Annotated in this window: 22 protein-coding genes and 1 tRNA gene; 10 read left to right on the top strand and 13 right to left on the bottom strand. The window is 63.2% G+C overall.

Annotated features, from left to right (window positions below; all coding sequences use genetic code 11):
* Positions 1 to 119: 119 nt before the first annotated feature.
* Genes ACODSN_RS05445 through gluQRS form a run of 3 tightly spaced genes read right to left on the bottom strand, consistent with a single transcriptional unit; the run spans position 120 to position 1833 of the window.
* Complete coding sequence (locus ACODSN_RS05445) at positions 120 to 689, bottom strand: cob(I)yrinic acid a,c-diamide adenosyltransferase (RefSeq protein WP_489053708.1); 570 nt, start codon at positions 687 to 689, stop codon at positions 120 to 122.
* Between the two features lies 1 nt (position 690).
* Complete coding sequence (locus tag ACODSN_RS05440) at positions 691 to 927, bottom strand: twin transmembrane helix small protein (RefSeq protein ID WP_489053707.1); 237 nt, start codon at positions 925 to 927, stop codon at positions 691 to 693.
* A 9-nt stretch (positions 928 to 936) separates the two neighbouring features.
* Positions 937 to 1833, bottom strand: coding sequence for a tRNA glutamyl-Q(34) synthetase GluQRS (gene gluQRS, locus ACODSN_RS05435; protein WP_489053705.1), 897 nt, complete (start codon positions 1831 to 1833; stop codon positions 937 to 939).
* Between the two features lie 92 nt (positions 1834 to 1925).
* On the opposite strand from gluQRS, the gene ACODSN_RS05430 reads away from it, so the two are divergent.
* Positions 1926 to 2492 (top strand): HNH endonuclease, encoded by a 567-nt coding sequence (locus tag ACODSN_RS05430; protein ID WP_489053788.1) that lies wholly within the window; start codon positions 1926 to 1928, stop codon positions 2490 to 2492.
* Positions 2493 to 2536: 44 nt separating this feature from the next.
* Here ACODSN_RS05430 and ACODSN_RS05425 read toward each other — a convergent pair whose 3' ends face one another.
* Entirely contained in the window at positions 2537 to 3271 is a 735-nt protein-coding gene (locus ACODSN_RS05425; protein ID WP_489053704.1) for a Crp/Fnr family transcriptional regulator, read from the bottom strand.
* Between the two features lie 360 nt (positions 3272 to 3631).
* Here ACODSN_RS05425 and murA point away from each other — a divergent pair, with 360 nt between their 5' ends.
* Together murA and ACODSN_RS05415 are read left to right on the top strand one after the other, a co-directional pair.
* A complete protein-coding gene (gene murA, locus ACODSN_RS05420; RefSeq protein WP_489053703.1) occupies positions 3632 to 4915 on the top strand; it encodes a UDP-N-acetylglucosamine 1-carboxyvinyltransferase in 1284 nt (427 codons plus the stop codon).
* On the top strand, positions 4908 to 6431 hold the full coding sequence (locus ACODSN_RS05415; RefSeq protein ID WP_489053702.1) for a sensor histidine kinase: 1524 nt from the start codon (positions 4908 to 4910) through the stop codon (positions 6429 to 6431). The genes murA and ACODSN_RS05415 overlap by 8 nt, the downstream gene beginning before the upstream one ends.
* Here ACODSN_RS05415 and ACODSN_RS05410 read toward each other — a convergent pair.
* The 3 genes from ACODSN_RS05410 to ACODSN_RS05400 form a co-directional block, all read right to left on the bottom strand.
* Positions 6376 to 6813: a response regulator gene (locus tag ACODSN_RS05410; RefSeq protein WP_489053701.1), complete on the bottom strand. Its 438-nt coding sequence runs from the start codon at positions 6811 to 6813 to the stop codon at positions 6376 to 6378. The two genes, ACODSN_RS05415 and ACODSN_RS05410, sit on opposite strands and share 56 nt — an antisense overlap.
* Positions 6814 to 6882: 69 nt before the next feature.
* Complete coding sequence (locus tag ACODSN_RS05405; protein WP_489053700.1) at positions 6883 to 7125, bottom strand: DUF2188 domain-containing protein; 243 nt, start codon at positions 7123 to 7125, stop codon at positions 6883 to 6885.
* A gap of 5 nt (positions 7126 to 7130) precedes the next feature.
* The gene (locus tag ACODSN_RS05400) at positions 7131 to 7748 is read right to left on the bottom strand and encodes a DNA-3-methyladenine glycosylase family protein (protein ID WP_489053699.1); all 618 of its coding nucleotides are present in this window, start codon (positions 7746 to 7748) and stop codon (positions 7131 to 7133) included.
* Between the two features lie 76 nt (positions 7749 to 7824).
* Here ACODSN_RS05400 and ACODSN_RS05395 point away from each other — a divergent pair, with 76 nt between their 5' ends.
* Complete coding sequence (locus ACODSN_RS05395) at positions 7825 to 8142, top strand: 2Fe-2S iron-sulfur cluster-binding protein (protein ID WP_489053698.1); 318 nt, start codon at positions 7825 to 7827, stop codon at positions 8140 to 8142.
* Between the two features lie 14 nt (positions 8143 to 8156).
* Here ACODSN_RS05395 and ACODSN_RS05390 read toward each other — a convergent pair whose 3' ends face one another.
* Positions 8157 to 8936 (bottom strand): hypothetical protein, encoded by a 780-nt coding sequence (locus ACODSN_RS05390; RefSeq protein WP_489053697.1) that lies wholly within the window; start codon positions 8934 to 8936, stop codon positions 8157 to 8159.
* A gap of 38 nt (positions 8937 to 8974) precedes the next feature.
* On the bottom strand, positions 8975 to 9715 hold the full coding sequence (locus ACODSN_RS05385; RefSeq protein WP_489053696.1) for a TrmH family RNA methyltransferase: 741 nt from the start codon (positions 9713 to 9715) through the stop codon (positions 8975 to 8977).
* A 101-nt stretch (positions 9716 to 9816) separates the two neighbouring features.
* On the opposite strand from ACODSN_RS05385, the gene ACODSN_RS05380 reads away from it, so the two are divergent.
* From ACODSN_RS05380 to ACODSN_RS05365, 4 genes are all read left to right on the top strand, one after another.
* Positions 9817 to 9903, top strand: a tRNA-Tyr gene (locus ACODSN_RS05380).
* A gap of 114 nt (positions 9904 to 10017) precedes the next feature.
* Positions 10018 to 10659, top strand: a complete 642-nt coding sequence (locus ACODSN_RS05375) for a fibronectin type III-like domain-contianing protein (protein WP_489053786.1) — start codon at positions 10018 to 10020, stop codon at positions 10657 to 10659.
* Between the two features lie 126 nt (positions 10660 to 10785).
* Positions 10786 to 11931: a Fic family protein gene (locus ACODSN_RS05370; protein WP_489053695.1), complete on the top strand. Its 1146-nt coding sequence runs from the start codon at positions 10786 to 10788 to the stop codon at positions 11929 to 11931.
* A gap of 273 nt (positions 11932 to 12204) precedes the next feature.
* On the top strand, positions 12205 to 14076 hold the full coding sequence (locus ACODSN_RS05365; protein WP_489053694.1) for an ABC-F family ATP-binding cassette domain-containing protein: 1872 nt from the start codon (positions 12205 to 12207) through the stop codon (positions 14074 to 14076).
* A 3-nt stretch (positions 14077 to 14079) separates the two neighbouring features.
* Here the strand turns inward: ACODSN_RS05365 and ACODSN_RS05360 are convergent, their stop codons facing one another.
* On the bottom strand, positions 14080 to 14361 hold the full coding sequence (locus ACODSN_RS05360; protein ID WP_489053784.1) for a DUF427 domain-containing protein: 282 nt from the start codon (positions 14359 to 14361) through the stop codon (positions 14080 to 14082).
* 18 nt (positions 14362 to 14379) lie between these two features.
* A complete protein-coding gene (locus ACODSN_RS05355; protein WP_489053693.1) occupies positions 14380 to 15615 on the bottom strand; it encodes a YceI family protein in 1236 nt (411 codons plus the stop codon).
* Positions 15616 to 15822: 207 nt separating this feature from the next.
* Between ACODSN_RS05355 and ACODSN_RS05350 the strand changes: the two genes are divergently transcribed.
* Together ACODSN_RS05350 and ACODSN_RS05345 are read left to right on the top strand one after the other, a co-directional pair.
* Positions 15823 to 16272 carry an acyl-CoA thioesterase gene (locus ACODSN_RS05350; protein WP_489053782.1) on the top strand — a complete coding sequence of 150 codons (450 nt, stop codon included), beginning with the start codon at positions 15823 to 15825 and terminating at the stop codon, positions 16270 to 16272.
* Between the two features lie 55 nt (positions 16273 to 16327).
* Complete coding sequence (locus ACODSN_RS05345; RefSeq protein ID WP_489053692.1) at positions 16328 to 17401, top strand: GNAT family N-acetyltransferase; 1074 nt, start codon at positions 16328 to 16330, stop codon at positions 17399 to 17401.
* Here ACODSN_RS05345 and ACODSN_RS05340 read toward each other — a convergent pair.
* Together ACODSN_RS05340 and ACODSN_RS05335 are read right to left on the bottom strand one after the other, a co-directional pair.
* Complete coding sequence (locus ACODSN_RS05340) at positions 17379 to 18248, bottom strand: cupin-like domain-containing protein (protein WP_489053691.1); 870 nt, start codon at positions 18246 to 18248, stop codon at positions 17379 to 17381. The two genes, ACODSN_RS05345 and ACODSN_RS05340, sit on opposite strands and share 23 nt — an antisense overlap.
* Positions 18245 to 19372 (bottom strand): GNAT family N-acetyltransferase, encoded by a 1128-nt coding sequence (locus tag ACODSN_RS05335; RefSeq protein ID WP_489053690.1) that lies wholly within the window; start codon positions 19370 to 19372, stop codon positions 18245 to 18247. Before ACODSN_RS05335 ends, ACODSN_RS05340 begins: the two co-directional genes overlap by 4 nt.
* Positions 19373 to 19542: the final 170 nt, after the last annotated feature.

Here is a 19542-nt window from a genome sequence, read left to right as displayed (position 1 = left end):
TCTGGCGGTGGAGGCGCAGATTGTCGGCGAGGGATGAACGGACTTCGAAGGAACAGGGTTAACGCCAGCGAGCGGAACGGGCCAGGCGCCCGGCGCGTGTCAAACTGCCCGCAAGGCGGTCAGCGCGACGCGCCCGGCACCCATTTGATATCGCCCGCGCCATTGCCGTTCAGCCGCCGGGCGAGCACGAACAACAGGTCGGACAGGCGGTTGAGATAGGCCAGCGCCTGCGGGTTGAGCACGACTTCGGCGGCGGCGGCGGTCGCGCTCCGTTCGGCGCGGCGCGTGATCGCGCGGGCCAGATGGACCGCGGCGGCGGCAGGCGATCCGCCGGGCAGGATGAAGCTGTCGAGCGGACTGAGATCGGCGTTCATCGCATCGATCTGCGTTTCCAGCCGATCGACCTGGCCCGCGATGATGCGCAATGCCCATGGCTCGTCCGCACCATCGGGGACCGGGGTGGCGAGGTCTGCGCCCAGATCGAACATATCGTTCTGGATCACCGTCAGCCATTGGGCTTCGGGCGCGTCGCCCAGCGCCAGCACGGCGAGGCCGATGGCGCTGTTCGCTTCATCGACATCGCCCACGGCCTGCATGCGCGGCGCATATTTGGGCAGGCGGGATCCGTCGACAAGGCCGGTCGTCCCGCCGTCGCCGGTGCGGGTATAGATTTTGTTGAGCTTGACCACGCTAGTTGCCGCTGCCCTTCATGAGCAGCAGGATCGCGACGATGATGACCGCCACCGCCTGAAACAGGATGCGGTTGAACATCATCTTGTTCTGCTTGAGGCTGGACGGACGAATCGCGCCTTCGGGCAGGTTCAGTTCTTCCTTGGTCGTTTGCAGGAAGGCGATGATGCCCCGGATCAGCGCGAACAGGGTCGCGGCCATGGCAAGGACGAGGGCGATGACGAGGATGACGTTCATAACGCCACTCTAAGCCTGTGCCAGCGCAATGCCAACCGGAAAGACCCCGGCGCGAAGCTGTGCCGCTAGCGTGCCGGGGTCGATGCCCTGGCTGCGCAGATCGGCGAGGGCGATCGATCCCGCGCGCTTGGCCAGCCGCTTGCCGTCCGGCCCCAGCAACAGCGGATGGTGGCGATAGACCGGGGCGGGGAGGGCTAGCAGCGCCTGCAACAGACGGTGAATGTCGGTCGCCCCGCGCAGATCGTCCCCGCGCAGAACATGGGTGACGCCCATCGCGGCATCGTCCAGCGTGCAGGACAGATGATAGCTGGCGGGCGCGTCCTTGCGCGCCAGCACGACATCGCCATGGACGAGGGGACTGGCCGCTACCGGCACAGGCTCGGCGGCGGGGCAGGGCAGGGACAGCCAATGCAGCGCGCCTGCCCGCCGCGCCGCCGCGCCCATGTCGATCCGCCAGGCATGGGCCTCGCCCGCCGCGATCCGCCGCGTGCGTTCGGCGTCGGAAAGGGTCCGGCAGGTGCCGGGATAGACCGGCCCCTCCGGTCCATGCGGCGCGCTCGCGCTGGCCGCTATGTCGGCCCGCGTGCAGAAACAGGGGTAAAGCAGGCCCATCGCGCGCAGCCGGTCCAGCGCGGCGGCATAGGTCTCCAGCCGCTGCGACTGAAAGACGACCTCGCCCTCCCATCGCACGCCCAGCCAGCGCAAATCCTCGATGATGCCGTCCACATGCTCTGCTCGGCTGCGCGCGCCGTCAATGTCCTCGATCCGCAGGCGCAACGATCCGCCCTGCTCATGCGCGAAATCCATCGCCATCAGCGCGGACCAGCCATGGCCGATATGCAATCGCCCGGTCGGACTGGGCGCGAAGCGCGTCACTATATGCTGCGGTGCGACGGGCGAACTCACACTGCCCCTTGACGGCCCGTGCCGGTTAATGCTGTCATGTGAGCGTCACGTTTCTGGTCAATCAGGATGATGGCAAGGGGTTAGAGGTTTTTATGTACCATCCCGACCTGATACGGCACCCGGAAAATTGCCCGGCGCTCGTCCTGAATGCCGATTATACGCCGTTGAGCTATTATCCGCTCAGCCTGTGGCCGTGGCAGACCGCGATCAAGGCGGTGTTTCTCGACCGGGTCGACATCGTCGCCAGCTATGCGCGCGAAGTGCACAGCCCCAGCCGCCAGATGAACATCCCTTCGGTGATTGCGCTCAAACAATATGTGCGCCCGTCCGAACATCCCGCCTTCACCCGGTTCAACCTGTTCCTGCGCGACAAGTTCGCCTGCCAATATTGCGGCTCGCAAAGCGACCTGACGTTCGACCATGTCATCCCCCGCCGCGCGGGCGGGCGCACCACCTGGGAAAATGTCGCGACCGCCTGTTCGCCCTGCAACCTGAAGAAAGGCGGACGAAATCCGCGCGAAGCCGGGATGCGGCTGTATGTCCAGCCGATCCGGCCGACCACCTGGCAGTTGCAGGAACATGGCCGGGCGTTTCCGCCGGGCTATCTCCACGAAAGCTGGCACGACTGGCTCTATTGGGACGTCGAACTGCTGGCTTGAAATATGTTGGAAATGCGCTCTTCCGCGCATTTCCAGACAATGTCTCAGGACATGGCGGGTAGCCAGTCCAGATCCATATCCTTGTGCCGGTTGGTATAGTGGCCGATCTCCTCCAGCCGGGGAAGGTCGATCAGCGTGATGCGGCCATTGGCGCGGCTGATGAGTTTCTCCTGCTCCATCTGCCGGATCATCCGGTTCACATGCACCGACGTCAGGCCGATCGCGTCGCCGATTTCCTCCTGCGTCAGCTTGAGGTCGAAACTGTCCGTAATCGCGTCGTCGGTCACGCGCAGCCGGTCGAACATATCGAGCAGGAAGGATGCGACGCGCGCCTTCGCCGATGTGCGGCCCAGCGATGCGAGACGGTCCGTCAGCGCCACCCGTTCGGCATTGGACAGCAGGAACAGTAAAGCGGCGACGCGCGGATATTCCTCCAGCAGCCGGCGCAGCGCATGTTTGTCGAACGGGCACACCACCGCGTCGGACAAAGCGACCAGCGATTCGGGCGCCTTGCTGTAGATGGTGCTGGCCGATCCGATGAAATCGCCGGGAAAGTAGACCCGCAATATCTGGCGACTGCCGTCGGGCAGAATGACGAAGCTCATCACGCGCCCTTCGCGCAACACGAACAATTCCGTCACCAGATCGTTGACCCGCTGGATGACCGCGCCACGCTTGATCTTGCGGGGATTCTCTTCCAGCCTCGCAAGGGCCTTCTTCTCGGCCTCGGACAAAGGCACGTGCTTTTCCAGTCTGTCCGAAAAACAGCTTGTTGCCACTCAACGCACCTTTTATTTTCCATTGTCGTTACGATGGCAAAACGCCTGATACGCCTTTTGGCTGCATCTGCGGACGGCGCACTAAACTCGATCAATTGTGGCAGTTAAATTAATGCGGTTTGCGATGACCGCTTCCTGTTGCGGCAAAGTCATCGCGACTAGCTGTTTCGAAATGCGCGAAAGAGCGCATTCCGAGGCCGCACCAGCCTTCACCCCCACCCGACCGCCCATCAGGATACCATGTCTGGGCGGTCGGGTGGGGGTGAGGGCCGGTGCGGATGCGCCAAAGGCGCATTTCGAAACAGGCTCTAACGCCGGATCGCCTTGCTTAAGCCGTATTAAACGTTATGAAACGGCGCGATGGACCGCATTCATATTCGCGGCGGCAAAGCGCTCAACGGCCGCCTTCCCATCTCCGGTGCCAAGAATGCGGCCTTGACGCTGCTGCCCTGCGCATTGCTGACCGATGAGCCGGTGACGTTGCGCAATTTGCCGCGCCTCGCCGATGTCGACAGTTTCGGCCATCTGCTGAACCAGCTTGGCGTATCGACCATGATCGAAGGCGCGCGGCCGGAGGATTTCGGCCGGGTCATGACCATGCGCGCGGGCCGCGTCACATCGACCGAAGCACCCTATGACATCGTGCGCAAGATGCGGGCGTCGATCCTGGTACTGGGTCCGCTGCTCGCGCGCGCCGGGGAGGCGCGGGTGTCGCTGCCGGGCGGATGCGCGATTGGCAACCGGCCCATCGACCTTCATCTGAAGGTATTGGAAGCCTTTGGTGCGGTCATCGAGATTACAGCGGGTTATGTCCGCGCCAGCCTGCCTGATGGCGGGCTGCCGGGCGGGCTTTACACTTTCCCGGTGGTATCGGTCGGCGCGACGGAAAATGCGCTGATGGCGGCGGTGCTGGCCAAGGGGACATGCATCCTGGAAAATGCCGCGCGTGAACCGGAAATCGTCGATCTGTGCCGCCTGCTGCTGGCGATGGGTGCGGATATTGAGGGCGTCGGCACCGACCGGCTCGTCATCCACGGGCGCGAACGGCTGCACGGCGCGACCTACAGCGTCATGCCCGACCGCATCGAGGCGGGCAGCTATGCCTGCGCGGTGGCGATCACGGGCGGTTCGCTCGATCTTGCGGGGGCCAATGCGCAGGACATGCACGCCATCCTCGCCGCCTTGCGCGACGCAGGCGTTCAGGTGGACGAGCATAAGAACGGCATCCGCGTCTCGTCGGACGGCAAGCTGAAGCCGCTGACCCTGTCGACCGCGCCGTTCCCCGCTTTCCCCACCGACATGCAGGCGCAGTTCATGGCGATGCTGACGCTGGCGGACGGCGCGTCGGTGCTGACCGAAACGATCTTCGAGAACCGCTACATGCATGTGCCCGAACTGGCGCGTATGGGCGCGGATATCGCGGTCAATGGCCGGACCGCCGTGGTGCGCGGCGTCACGGGGCTGGTCGGCGCGCCGGTGATGGCGACCGATCTGCGCGCCTCGATGAGCCTGATCCTCGCCGGGCTTGCCGCGCAGGGGGAAACGCAGGTCAATCGCGTCTACCATCTCGATCGCGGCTATGAGCGGCTGGAGGAGAAGCTCTCCGCCGTGGGCGCGGATATCGAGCGCGTCAGCGATGGCTGACTGGTGCGGGCTGGAAACGGATCGCGCCGCCGTGCTCGCCCTCTATGATCTGGATGCCGGCGGTTTCAGCGCGCTCGACGAGATCACCGCCTTCGCCGCCGCCCTGTGCGATGCGCCCATCGCGCTTGTCAGCATCGTTGAAAGCACGCGGCAGCGTTTCCTCGCGCGCACCGGCCTCGACGCCACCGAAACGCCGCGCGACGTGTCTTTTTGCGCCCATGCGATGCTGGGGTCCGAGATTTTCGTGATTGCCGATGCGCGGCAGGACCCGCGCTTTGCGGAGAACGGCCTGGTGACAGGCCCTCCCCATATCCGCTTCTATGCCGGCGCGCCGCTGATCGATTCCGATGGCGTGCCGCTGGGCGCGCTCTGCGTCATCGACGCCGCGCCGCGCAACGATCTCACCCCGCTACAGCGGCAGGGCCTGTCCCTGCTCGCGCGGCAGGTGATGACGACGCTCGAATCACGCCGCCGCGACCGCGACATACTTGCCCGACAGCGGGAAGACGCGATGGCGGTGGCGAACAGCGACCTGATGTTCCGCACGCTGGCGGACACGATGCCGCAGATGGTCTGGTCGACCCTGCCCGACGGCTATCATGATTATTATAACGCCCGCTGGTATGAATATACCGGCGTGCCGGTCGGCTCGACCGATGGCGAGGGGTGGAACGAAATGTTTCATCCCGACGATCAGCAACGGGCCTGGGGGCGCTGGCGGCGCAGTCTGGAAACCGGCGCGCCTTATGAGGTGGAGTATCGGTTGCGCCATCATAGCGGCGACTATCGCTGGACGCTGGGCCGCGCGCTCCCGATCCGTGATGCGTCGGGGGCGATCACGCGCTGGATCGGCACCTGCACCGACATTCACGAACAAAAGCTGATGATCGAAGAGCGCGAGATGATCGCGCATGAACTGTCGCACCGGATCAAGAACATCTTCTCGGTCATCGCCGGGCTGATCGGCCTGTCGGCGCGCACCCGGCCGGAAATGCGCGACGCCGCCGACGAGTTGCGCGACCGCATCCTGTCGCTTGGCCGCGCCCATGATTTCGTCCGCCCGCACAGCGCCGATTCCGTCGCCCCCGAAGGGCTGGCGACTCTATGGGGTGTGCTGAGCCAGATTTTCGCGCCCTATCACGGCCCGGATGGCCCGCGCGTGCATATTTCCGGAGAAAATCCGCCCGTCGATGATCGTTCGGCCACGCCGCTGGCGCTGCTGTTCCACGAACTGGCGACCAATGCGGCGAAATATGGCGCGCTCTCGACGGCCGGGGGCAAGGTGCAGCTTCACATCGGGGCCGATGGCGACGATATCCGCCTCGACTGGCGCGAAGAAGGTGGCCCGCCGGTCACTGCGCCCGAAAATACGGGCTTTGGCAGCCAGCTCATGACGCTGAGTGTGGAACGGCAGCTTGGCGGCCGGATAGAGCGGCACTGGGAGGCGGAAGGACTGCGCCTCAGCCTCTGGATTCCGCTCCGCTCGATGCGCCGGGGACAGGCAGAAACGGGATGAAGCCGGCGATCTCGACGGAATCGATCGCGGGCTGATCGGCAGCCGCCAGATGCAGCGCCGCCGCGATGCTGTTGGCGCGAAACGGTTTGGTGATGACGCCCAGCGCAGCGACCGCCGCCTCGCCGATCTGCGCGGGATTGGCGGTGACGTAGATGACGCGGATGCCGTGGCGCATGGCCAGTTCCATGCCGATGCCCGGCCCGGTAAATCCGTCGCGCAGATTAAGGTCGACCAGCGCGATATCGCAGTCGGCGGCGACTTCCAGTGCGGCCTCGCGATCGGCGGCAATCGCCCGGACGCCAAAGCCGGCATCCTGAACGATATCCTCGATTTCCAGGGCGACGAAAATTTCGTCCTCGACGATCAGAACTTTCTTGCTCATCCCACGCTCTATCCAGTCCGATCCGATAATGCTCGAACTTAACCTAGGTTCCTTTCGGAGCGCGAAACTTCAGTCTGTATTTTCCGGAACGCTGGTCCACAGGGTTTCGAACGCTGTGCCCTGCATCAGCAGCACACTGGCGGGATAGCCCCCCTCGCTGGCTTTGCGCGCGGTCTCGATCGCACTGGCCTGCGCCAGCGCCTGTGTCGCGAACGGGCCATAATAGCGATTGTCGAGATTGATTTTCCACACGCCCTCATGCGGAACGACGATGTAACGGGCATGGGGCAGGGGCGTCTGGGGTGGGGACATGAGCTTTATAGAACCTCGCTATTATAATGGTGCCACGCCATGATCGCGGCCGCGCCGCGATGCGGCCGCCAGCGTTCCGCCAGCGCGCGTGTCGCCTTTTCGCTCGGCCGCTCGGGCAGGCCCAGCAAGCGTCCGACCTCGATCTGCACAGCCAGGTCGCCGGCGGGCCAGACGTCGGGCCGGCCTTCGGCAAACAGCAGGTAGATTTCCGCCGACCAGCGGCCGACCCCCTTGATCCGCACCAGTTGCGCGATCGCTTCTTCATCGTCCCTGGGCAACGCATGCAGATCGAGCTGGCCCGTCGTCACCAGTTCGGCGAGGCTGCGGGCATAACCCTGTTTCTGGCGCGACAGGCCGCAGGCGCGCAACGCGTCATAATCGCGCGTCAGCAGCACTTCGGGCGCGCAGCCTGCGCCCAGTTCCGCCTCCAGCTTGCGCCATACCGCCGCCGCCGCCGCCACGCTCACTTGCTGGCCGACGATGGTCCGCAGCAGGGTTTCATATCCCGGCGCCCGCACGCGCGGTTCAGGGTAGCCGGCGCGCGCGATCGCGGCGGCGAAACCGGGTTCCAGGGCGGCGATCGCATCCAGGCTTTCGCGCAATTCCGTTGCCGTGCTCACCATTTCATATTCCGCCCGGCCTTGATTTCCCCGTGACCGTCCGTATGAGCGGCTCACAAAGTATAAGGAATTTGGGTACATGCCTAAACTGATTGTGGTCAACCGTTCCGGTGAAGAGAAAACCGTCGATGGCGATAACGGCCTGTCGGTGATGGAAGTGATTCGCGACAATGGCTTCGACGAACTGCTGGCGCTGTGCGGCGGTTGCTGCTCCTGCGCGACCTGCCATGTCTATGTCGATCCGGCGTTCGCTGGCGCGCTGCCGGAGATCAGCGCGGATGAAAACGACCTGCTCGACAGTTCCGACCATCGCAACGAAACCAGCCGCCTGTCGTGCCAGCTGGTGCTGGGCGACGGGATGGACGGCCTGCGCGTCACCATCGCCCCGGAAGACTGATCGACCGCATGCCCCTACCGCAGACGTAAGGTCGCGGTCGGGGCGTCGCTCGTCAGCGGCGTGATCCGCCAGCGAATCTGCTTGCCCGCCGGCGATTGGCCAGCGGGCACCGGCGTCGCGCCATCCTCTTGATTCTGGCTGATGATGTCCGCGTCGGTCGTCAGGGTGAACGTCCCGTCCAGCGCCTTGGCCGCATCCTCGCCGGGACCGCCGGTCCCCATGGCGGGCCCCTGGCTCTTGTCGAACCCGTTGGAAAAGCCGGGCGCTTTCACCCGCACCCTGTCCTCGCCGCGCAATTCCACCGCGACGAAGGGCAGGACGATCTGCGCATCGATATTGAACGGAAACAGAAAGGCGTGGGTCAGCCGACCGGCGATCGCATAGTCGATGGCAAACTTGTGCTGGCCCAGATAGCGCGCCGAACGAAAGCCCTTTTCCTTTGTCAGCGCGGCGGCGATCGCCTGCATCTGCGCCGAATCATCCTGCCCCTTGGCGTCGCCGAATTTCTCTTGAGCGGGCGCTGTGGCGATCTTGAAGATTTGCGCATCGTCATAGGCGCTGTCCAGTTGCTCGGCGGCCCCGTCGGTCGCTGCCGGCGCGCCTGCACCGGGCATCGCATCCTTGCCGACGTCCGACGCGATGATCTCGCCCTTATAGGTGAAGGCAAAGCTGCGGTCGGCGCGGATGTCGAGCGTCGATTCGAACTTGCCCGGCGTCACCAGACAGCCCGAGAGCAGCATAGCCGCCGCGAGCGCACCCCCCGCGCGCAACCGCGCCCGCCAGAAACCCGCCATGCAGAACCCCCGTTCTTACCCTTCGCGCCGGCGGCTCGCTACCGGCTGGCGGCGGCGTACAGCGCAATCGCCGCGGCATTGGAGACGTTCAGGCTCTCCATCCGCGCGCTGATCGGCAGTTTAGCCAATATATCGCAATGCGCCATGCTGTTGTGGCGCAGCCCGTCGCCCTCCGCGCCCAGCACGAGCGCCACGCGCGATTCGCCGATCGCGGTCGCCAAATGGGTGTCCGCTTCACCGTCGAGGCCGATGCGCCAGTAACCCGCCTCCGCAATCTCGTCGAGCGCGCGGGCGAGGTTCACGACCCGCACCCATGGCATGATCTCCAGCGCGCCCGAAGCCGCGCGCGCCAGCACCCCCGATTCGGGCGGCGCGTGCCGGTCCTGCGTCACGATGCACAGCGCGTCGAAGGCGGCGGCGGAACGCAGGATCGCGCCGACATTATGCGGGTCCGTCACCTGATCGAGCACCAGTATCGGCCGCTTGTCGTCGCGCCCGTCCTCCAGCACGTCGCCCAGCCACACATCGTCGAGCGGCTCGACCTCCGCCACGATTCCCTGATGCGGCGCATCCGATGGCACCATCCGGCCAAGGTCCGCGACATCGGCATAGACGATGGGCAAAACCGGGGGCAATTCGAGCGCGCCGATGGCTTCGCGCGTCCCCCAGATCTTGCGCACGACCCGTTGTTCGTTGGCGAGTGCGGCGGTCACGGCGTGCCGCCCGTAAAAACGGGGGAATGCGCCCTTGAGCTTGCTGGTGCGATGGCCTCTTTTCATGGAAGCGCTCATTTCACGGGAAGCATTGACAGGCAAGCCTCCTTTCGTCATTGAGCGCCCCTCCAGCGCGGTAAAGGGCTTGCCTCTATCGCGTAGGGGCTGGACAGGTGGCCGAGTGGTTAAAGGCAGCAGACTGTAAATCTGCCGGGCTACGCCCTACGTTGGTTCGAACCCAACCCTGTCCACCATCCCTTGCATCGCAAGCCACGCTGCGGAGATTGGCCGGGCAACAGCGGTTCATCCGCACGGAGTTATGCGTCCGCCGATGGCTTTTAACCGCCGCACCATCCTGACCGCAGCCCCTGGCGGCGCTCTCACGCTGTCTCGGCGAGATCGCGGCGAAGGACAGCCGCCTCGGCATTCCGCTGCTGCGTAATCGATCCGCCGCCCCGTCACCGACGCGCACCAGTCCGAATAAGGCGCGCTTCGCCAGCACAGGCAACAGCGCCCGCTATCCCTTCGGCCACGGCTTCAGCTACACCGACTTCGCCCTGTCGGATCTCAAACTGTCCGACACCGCGCTTCGCTGGGACCGCGCGATCGCGATCAGCGCCAAAGTCACGAACAACGGCGCGCGGCCCGGCAGCGAAACCGTCCAGCTCTATATCCGCGACAGGGTAGCCAGCCGCACCCGCCCGCTACGCGAACTCAAGCGCATAGAACGCGTGACGCTAAGCCCCGGCGAAAGCCGCACCGTCCGCTTCTTGCTCAGCCGCACCGACCTGGAATTCATCGGCGCCCACAACCAGCGCCTCGGCGAACCCGGCGACTTCGACCTCTGGCTGGGCCAGAGTTCGGAAGGGGGGGGCTGCATGGCGTGTTCACGTTATTTAGGGGGGAGTAGCTCAGCCCCCTGCGGCAAAAGTTCATCGTCTGCTTGCTCGTACGTTGGCCACTATTGGTTAACCCATTTATCGATGGACGGCACAGTGCTGACACTGTAGGTCGCCTGATAAGAGGGACACCTGCTTGCAGTAATTATACTTAAGCTGCTGATAATTCCTCATAAATGGTGGACAATGAGTCGGACATATGAACAGACACATCCTTGGATAAATTTTACCTTGGATATGGCGAAGTTCGATTTTCGACTTTGGATGGCGCTGGGTGAGGCTGCTTCCAAATGCAATCACATAGCCGGCGTGCCTCTTGCGCCCACGTTGGCGGCAGAAATGCACAAGGTCTATCTCGTTAAAGGGGCTGTTGCGACAACTGCTATCGAGGGGAACACTTTATCCGAAGAGGAGGCAGAGAAGATAATTGAAGGAAAGCTCCGTCTTCCTCCAACCCAGCAGTATTTGGCTGATGAATTAAATAATATTATTGAAGCGTTAGGATTCTTAACGGGAAGACTATCAGAAAATGGGCGCGGAAATGGTGTTTCTGTAGATCTTATTAAGTCAATGAATGAAATGGTTCTGAAAGATCTTAATCTGGAAGAAGGGGTTGTACCGGGGGAACGTAGAAACCACCGGGTTTCAGTGGGAAAGTATCGCTGCGCGCCTGTGGAGGATTGCGATTTTCTTCTTGAAAAACTTTGCGATGAGCTAAATCGTTTTCCCTCAGCGGAAGATAGGCCAATGGCATTTTGCATTGTAAAAGCCGTTTTTGCTCATCTATATCTTGTTTGGATACACCCATTTGGTGATGGTAATGGGAGAACCGCCCGTCTTTTAGAACTCTATATTTTGCTTTCTGGTGGTTTTCCTCAGCCTGTCGGGCATTTGTTAAGTAATCATTATAATAAAACTCGATCTACTTACTATGAAAAGCTGAATGGTGCTATCAATGGCCAAGAGGGTGTGATATCTTTTATAAAATACTCTGTGGAAGGTTTTATTGAAGGTCTTGTAGAACAAATTGAATATATACGAGATCAGCAAGTTTATGTTACTTGGATTAATTACATTCACGATAGATTTCATGACAAAAATAGTGCCGCTGATGTTCGTCGTAGAAAGTTGATAATCACTCTTACAGATAAATGTGGTGATGATGGAATTGTTATTTCTAAGTTATCCGATATCAATGCAGATATAGCGAGAGAATATTTCCAGAAAACGCCAAAAACTTTGGCTAGAGATGTTAATGAATTAATCAAAATGAATTTAATAGTAAGAGAAAAGGGTAAGGTTAGGGCAAATATGGAGCGCATTATGGCCTTCATGCCGTGGAAAGTTCCCGACGCTCAATCTATACCAAATGAAATGCCATAATTTTCGTTGTAAGCCTGACTGTCCTACACCCGCTCCTCCATGCCATAACCCCCACCGGCTCTTTCCACCGTCCGCTTGCCTCCCCCTCCCGCGCGCCGCACAGCCGCGCGCGCTCACTTCGCAAAAATCGCGTTTTGCGAAATCCGCACCATGCGTCCGTATCCCGCACTTTTGCGTCGCTCACGACGCTGTATACTTCGCAACGCGCCGCCGCTTTGCCAAACCCGCGCGAGCCGCTTCACTCGCCCGTGCGGCCATGCTAGGGGCGCGCGCATGCTCAATCTCAATGCCATCACCGTGCGCCTGGGCGGCCGCACCATTCTTGACCGCGCCAGCGCCGCGCTGCCGCCGCGCAGCCGGGTTGGCCTGATCGGCCGCAATGGCGCTGGCAAATCGACGCTGATGAAGGTAATGATCGGCCAGCTCGATCCAGATGACGGCAGTTGCGACATGCCGCGCGACACGCGTCTTGGCTATATCGCGCAGGAAGCCCCTTCAGGCACCGCCACCCCGTTCGAAACCGTGCTGGAAGCGGACAAGGAGCGCGCCGCGCTGACCGCCGAAGCTGAACATACCGAGGACCCCGATCGCCTTGGCCATATCTATGAGCGGCTGACCGCGATCGACGCCTATACCGCACCGGCCCGCGCCGCCCGCATCCTCGTGGGGCTGGGTTTCGACGAGGAAATGCAGGGCCGCCCGCTCGACAGCTATTCGGGCGGCTGGAAGATGCGGGTGGCGCTGGCCGCCTTGCTCTTTTCCAATCCCGACCTGCTGCTGCTCGACGAACCGTCCAACCATCTCGATCTCGAAGCGACGATGTGGCTGGAAAATTTCCTGAAAAGCTATCGCGGCACCGTGGTCGTCATCAGCCATGAACGCGACCTGCTCAACAATGTCGTCGACTATATCCTGCATCTGGAGGGCGGGAAGGTGACGCTCTATCCCGGCGGCTATGACGCGTTCGAGCGGCAGCGCGCCGAACGGCTCGCCCAGCTCGAATCCGCCCGCGTCAAGCAGCAGGCGGAGCGCGAGAAGCTCCAGGATTATGTCGCCCGCAACTCGGCCCGCGCCTCGACTGCGAAACAGGCCCAGTCCCGTGCCAAGGCGCTGGCCCGGATGCAGCCCATCGCCGCCGCCATCGAAGATCCGACGCTGCATTTCGGCTTCCCCAGCCCGCCCGAGCTGCGCCCGCCGCTCATCACCATGGATATGGCGGCAGTCGGCTATGGCGACGTGCCGATCCTGCGCCGCGTCAACCTGCGCATCGATCCCGACGACCGGGTGGCGCTGCTCGGCCGCAACGGCAACGGCAAGACGACGCTGGCCCGGCTGATCGCGGCGCAACTCGCTCCCATGGAGGGCGAGATGCAAAGTTCGTCCAAGATGAATGTCGGCTATTTCACCCAATATCAGGTGGAGGAACTCGACGTCACCGATACTCCGCTCGAACATATGACCCGCGTCATGAGGGGCGCGACGCCGGGCGCGGTGCGGGCGCAGCTCGGCCGCTTTGGCTTTTCGGGCGAGCGCGCGGTGCAAAAGGTCGGCAGCATGTCGGGCGGCGAGCGGGCGCGGCTGGCGCTGGCGCTCATTACCCGCGACGCGCCGCATTTGCTGATCCTCGACGAACCGACCAACCATCTCGACGTCGACAGTCGCGAGGCGCTGGTGCAGGCGCTGAACGATTATTCCGGCGCGGTGGTGATCGTCAGCCATGATCGCCACATGATCGAACTGGTCGCCGATCGGCTGGTGCTGGTCGATGGCGGCACGGCGCAGCCCTTCGACGGCAGCCTGGAAGATTATACCGACATCGTCCTGCGCAAGACCGATGGTCCGGGTGGTGGCGGCGGCGACGCGCCCAAGGTCGATCGCAAGGCCGAAAAGCGCAACGCGGCGGAATGGCGAGAAAAGCAAAAGGCGCTCAAGAACGCCGTGTCCCGCGCCGAAAAGGACATGGCGGCGCTGGCGGCGGAACGCAGCCGCATCGACGCGGCTTTGTTCGATCCCAAATCGGTGAGCGGCGCGGAAGCGAAGATGACGACAAGCGAACTGATGGTGAAGCGCGCGAGCGTGGAAAAGAAGCTCGACACCGCCGAACAGGTCTGGATGGAAGCGGGCGCGGCGCTGGAAGCGGGCTAAGGTCTAGCCGATTTCGACACCCTTCCAGAAGGCGATCCGGCCCCTGATCGCCTCGGCGGCGACTTTGGGTTCGGGATAATACCAAGCGGCGTCCTTGTTATCCGCGCCCGCGACCGACAGTGAATAATAATGCGCGGTCCCTTTCCACGGACAGACGCTCGTCGTGGCGCTCGGGCGCAGCACCGCCTGATCGACCGAAGCCGCAGGGAAATAATGATTGCCCTCGACGACGACCGTATCGTCGCTACGGGCGATCACCGCGCCATTCCATCGCGCCTCGACCATCATAGCTGCTCCTGCCGGTCATTCGGCTTTGGCGTTGAAATTGAAACGCACCGCCACGGTGGCGCTCAGCCCGGTGCTGCTGTCGCCATTGCCGACACCAAAGGCCGCGCGCGCGATCGTGGCCGATCCGCTGACCTTGCGCGTCTTGCCACTGCCCGACAGGGTGAAGCGGATTGTCTGCGGTTTGGTGACGCCTTTAAGGCTCAGCGTGCCCGCAGCGCGATAGCTGTTTGGCCCGGTCTTTTCCGCGCTTTTGGCGATGAAGGTTGCGCTCGGGTGCGCGGCCACGGCGAAAAACTCGTCGCCCGGCAGCATCCCGTCCTGATAGGCGTCGCCGACGGTCGCGCTCGCAAGGTCGATCGTCACCTTGATATCCGCGCTCTCGGGACGGTCCGGGTCCATCACGATAGCGGCGGTCCATTTGCCGAACGAGCCATTGATCGTCTCGCCGCCATTGCCGACCGAAAAGCCGATTTTCCCGCCCGGCTGCACGGCCCATGTTGGTGGCGGTCCGGCCGGTTCTTCTTTCGCGGCGAGGGCGTTGTCAGCCGGGACGGCGGCGTTGGCTGCTTCTTCCTCCATCGCATTCCCGCCCGGCGCAGGCTCCGATGCGTTGGTCGGGGCGGCGGCGGTCGCTGCTTGCGCTTTCGCAGGGGCTGGTCCGGGCAGAATCGCCTTGCCGCCGATCAGCCCGACCAGAATCAGCGCAGGCAGCACGAACAGCAGCACAGGCGAGCGCGTCGGCATCATCCGCCAGATCAGCCCGTCGCGCATCAGGATATGATGCCGCAGCGCCCCCGCGACATGCAGCAGAAACAGCGCGATTCCGAGCCAGGCGAGCAGTCCGTGCGCGTCGGCCGCCGCGCCATGGCTGGCCATCGGCAGCGGCAGATGGGGTAGGGGCAGGATGCCGAAGATCAGCGTCGGCACCTTGACCTTGGCGGTCGAGACCAGCGCCCAGCCGGTGAGCGGCGCGCCGATCATGAAGATGTAGAGGCCGGCATGCACGCCGCTCGCCAACGCGCCTTGCCATCCGCCCTCCAGCTTCGCCGGGCGCGGTTTCCAGGCGCGGATCGCGACGCGCAGCAGCGTGAGGATGAGGATCGTAATGCCGACGGATTTGTGCAGCTGGAACATGGCGAACCCGCGCGCACCCAGATCCTCCAGCGCCCACCCGACGCTGATCTGGAACGCCAGCAGCGCGGCGATCAGCCAGTGGAGGGTGATTGCGGCAAGGCTGTAGCGTTGTGGCATGGGCAGTCCCCGGCTATGGTGCGCAGACGCTAGGGCGGGATGCGGGCGAAGTCCATGGCACGCTACTGGTCGATCCATGGGCGCGGTTCGGGAAGTCTGCCGCAGACTGTGCTAAAAAGGTCTCAACAGGTGCAATTCTGCGTGCGCGATTGCATCCCCGGTCATGATGGGTAAGAGATTGAAGCCATTAGGCATGGGAGAATGATGATGGCCAAACCCGACGCCTGGCGGCTGGATCCGGACGCGTACAGCTTCGTCACCAGCATGGATACGCGCTTCCAGGATATCGATACGATGGGCCACATTAATAATGTGGCGATTTCGGGTATCTTCGAAACCGCACGTATTCGCTTCCATCATCATCTGGGCCGTCATCCGCAGGAACAGGGCGTACGCTGGCTGGTGGCCGGGCTTGCGCTGAACTTCGTCGAGGAATCGCATTTCCCCTATCCGTTCGAGATACGCTGCGGGATCGGCCATATCGGGCGCACGAGCTGGACCGTGAGTTCTGCCGCCTTTCAGAAAGGGCTGTGCGTCGCGACCTGCGACACGACCGTCGTCACCCATGGCGCGGAAGGCCGCCGCCTCATCGATCCCAGTCTGCGTGAGGCGATGGAGCTGAACTTCCTGCGTCAGCCTGCTGAGCGCGTCACCTAGTCGGTCGGTGCTGCATGGCGCTTGACCGCGCCGATGCCTCTGCCACAAGGACGCGATGCTTCCCGACGCGCATTTTTCCCTGATCCCTGACCGGGTCGCGCTCGCCGGACGCTGGCAGGTGTTGGAAGCCCGTGCCGACGCCTCTTTTTTCCTCGGCTGGACGTGGACCGACGCCTGGCTCGACAGCTATGCCGTAACGCCCGAACTGCTGGCCGTGGTGGACGGGGCGGGGCAGGATATCGCGCTCGCGCTGGTCAGCCATGCAATGACGCCGCGCGTGCTGGGGCCGGTCGCGACGCTGTGCCTCAATCAGTCGGGCATTGCGGCGGCGGATCGGCCTTTCGTGGAATATAACGGCCTGCTGGTGGCGAAGGGTCGTGAGGAGGAGGGCGCACGCGCTGCCCTTGCCGCGATCGCGGCGCGGCGCGACTGGCGCGCCTTTCGCCTGAGCGGGGTTGCGCCCTCATCCCCGCTGCTCGCGTTGCCCGGCCGCCGCCGGACGCGCGTCGATCAGTCGCCCGTCTATCAGGTCGATCTCGATCGGCTGCGCGCGGAGAGGGGTGATTATCTGGCGCTGCTCAGCGCTAATACGCGTAGCCAGATCCGGCGATCGATGAAGGATCATGGGGGGGAGTTACCCACCGTCACGCGCGCCGCCACGTTGCCCGAGGTCGAAGCGGGGATCGAGGAGATGCGGGCGCTCAACGTCGGTCGCCATGCCGACAATGCGTGGGAGGATGACGCTTTTTGCCGCTTCGTCACCGCGCTGTGCCTGCGGGGGCTGGCCAATGGCGAGGTCGAGTTGCTGCGCTTTGCCGATCCCGGTGGCACGATCGGCCTGCTCGTCAATTTCGTCTATCGCGGCCGGGCGATGAATTATCAGTCCGCCTTCGCGACGCCGCTTTCGTCCAAGGACAAACCCGGCCTGCTATGCCATGCCGCCGCCGTCAGTCATTATGCGGGCAGGGGGCTGTCGCTTTACTCGCTGCTGGCCGGCAAGGACCGCTACAAGCAGAGCCTCGCCACCAGTGAAGAATCGCTCGAATGGTGGGTGATCGAACGATTTTCGCCCCGGCTTGAGGTGGAAGCGATCCTCCGTCGCCTCTTCAGGCGCCCAGCTTCCGCATGATGCGATAGGCAAGACGGCGCAGCCTTTGCGTCTCCGGCGTCGCGCCGATCCGCCCGGTGGGCAGGCCGCGACGGCGCAATAGCGCGTTGAAACTATGCAATTCCCCTTCCGCGACGCTCCGTTCCGAACGCCATGTCACCGACAGGCTGATCGACACCGCCGGACCATTTTCGACAAAATGGGGGGCTTTGACCGGCACATGCACGGCGTCGCCCGGCTCCAGCGTCACCGCCTCACCGCGCGCCCGGAAATCGTCGCGCCATGTCAGGTTGCGATGCCCGCCATTGTGGAAGGATTCGCTCTGCTGCGGCGGGACCAGCCTTTCGTCGCGGGCGGGAAAGACGGTCATGATCTTTTGTCCCATGATCTGGAGCAGGATATTATGCTCCGGGTCCATGTGAAACGGCGTAACGCTGCCGGGCGAGGACAGGAAGATGAATGCCTCCCGGTTCAGCATCGGTCCCGTGCTGGCGCGAACGATCGGCTCCAGTTCGGCGAGCGCGGCGTCGAGCAGCGCAGCATAAGCCGGATCCTGCTCGACATTCTTGAGGACCGCCCAACTGCCGTTGGTTTCGATTGTCAGGATTGTGTCGCGCAGGCTGAGACCGTTCGACGGCGTATCTTCGGCGCGCACGCCGAGGGGCAGCTTGCCCAGATTATATTCGACCCGAGACGCCGGCATCCGCTCGACCAGATCTGCGAGGCTCGTGACGGTCAGCAATGGATGATCGACTAGCCCGTGCGTGAGCCGCGTCGAGCGGTCGGGATAAGCCGCGCGAAAAGCGGCTCGGGCGCCGTCGGAGAACAGGGCGCCGGAGGCAGGTGTGATGGGGCTGTGGGCGGTCATCCCAATCCTTTCATGCGGGCGGCAAGTCCTTCGACACTGTTAGCCAGCGTATAGGCCGCGGCACGGCGCAGACGACTCGTCCCGCCGCCATGCAAAGCGATGCGATATTGCACGATTGAGCGCCGTTCCGCCCATAGGCTGTCTATCATCGGATGGTCCGGCGCGGCGCAACTGTCCATCCAGTCGATTGCGGCGTCGTCCTGCACTGCCTGAAGATTGGCGATCTCGATCAGTACGCCCGGCGAAAACCGGCCATATTGCTCGTCAAAGGCGATCTTGAAGGAGAAAGCGCCTGCACCATGGCGGAAATTGACCAGCATCGCGATTGGTTGGTCATTGATATCCATTCGCAGAAAATGCAGTCGTCCGGCATCGAAGGCAGCGGCGCATGCTGCGCGAAAGAAGGCGGCATCTGCAGGCTTGCAATCGAGCGCGCTGCCCTCTCGTCCTTTCCATCCCGATGCTTCCAGCGCAAGGAACGCCGCGCACCATAACGTCAGTTCCGATCGGTCTTCCAGCCGCCGGCTCTCTACCACGCCAAGCTCCGCGAGCCGCTTCTCCAGCCGCCGGATTTCCTTGCGCTTCTTGGCGCGAACATGGGTTTCCCAATAGGCGTCCGCGCTCAGATCCGATCGCAGCATCGCCCGGTCATATCGATGAATTTCGCGGCGTAACCGATGCTGTTCGACGCACAGCGCTTCGAGCGCGGCAGCGCTGGCGCCAGCCGCATCCAGCCCTTTCATATGCAGAAATCCGGACGCCCAGGGGGCGGCGTCCAGTTGGGCGAGAAAGCCGCGCCATGCGGCGATCTCATGCCCAACGCGGATGAGCGGTGCGCCGAAAAAACAATGATCGTGCATCCAGTTGGTAACGCAGGCCAATGGCAGCCGGCCATGGCGCGGCGAGACCGTCACGGGCAGCAGTCCGATCGTCCGCCCGTCCGCCTGCACCTCGATCAGGCGAACCGCCCCTTGCGCTGCGAGATTCTCGAGGGCCGCATCCAGCATATCGGGCGCGTAAAAGGCGTTGGGTTCGGCTGCATTGGCCGCCAGATCGGTCCAGCGCGCGAGCCGGGCGATCGCGGGCGGCGCGGCCCCGGCCGACGGGTGGGATGCCATGTCCATCGCCCCGCCTTAGCCCCGAAAGATTAGAGAAAGCCTAAGCGGCCGCCCGCATGGAGCGGCCGGGCGCTATTCCTTTATCTTGCGCGCAGGATTGTCTGTGCGCCATAACGTCTCCGTTCGCGCATCGCGGGTCGAATTTTAGGGGTATGGCATGGCGATTATGAAGCGGC

The organism is Sphingobium sp. FG11 (assembly GCF_057809915.1).
The sequence above is the reverse complement of the archived record's forward strand: the minus strand, read 5'-3'. Positions and strand labels throughout refer to the sequence as shown.